1 pseudogene is annotated in these 526 nt (G+C 65.2%); it reads right to left on the minus strand.

Features of this window, described 5'->3' with window-relative positions:
- Positions 1-345, minus strand: a pseudogene (locus tag EOD07_RS36855) (membrane-bound PQQ-dependent dehydrogenase, glucose/quinate/shikimate family); the annotation flags it as partial.
- Between the last annotated feature and the right edge of the window lie 181 nt (positions 346-526).

Consider the following 526-nt stretch of genomic DNA (forward strand, 5'->3'; position numbering starts at 1 on the left):
GGCCAGGATCAGCGGCGCGCGTCCGTCCGGCCCCCGCAGGCCTCGCCTTGCCCATGGCGTCAAAAGCCAAAGCGCCACGAGCACGATGACGCCGCCGCGCGGACCGAGCTGCCACCAGTCGAAGCCGATCTCCCAGACCGCCCAGCACAAGGTGGCGAGCACGAACAGCGCGTAGAGCCAGAGCGAGGTCGACCGGCGCCTGAAAAGCAGCCAGGCGGTGATCAGGAAGACCAGGCCGGCGATCAGATAGTACCAGCTGCCTCCCAGCACCGCGAGCCAGATGCCGCCGCCGCCGAGAATGAGACCGATGAGGAAGAGGACGAGGGAGGTGATGGTGACAGCCAAGACGGTGCTCCTTCGACTGTTCCGCGCTTACGGCGTCTTCCGGGCCGGCAATCCCTGCCCTGCCGCCAGCTTTCCCCTCACCCGCTCCGGCTGTCAAGTTGGGGCCGGACACGCGAAACTAGAACAAAACGTAGACAGTTCTGGTCTTTCGCTCCCGAATCACTACATTCGGGAGCGATGT

It is taken from the genome of Mesorhizobium sp. M2C.T.Ca.TU.002.02.1.1 (assembly GCF_003997225.1).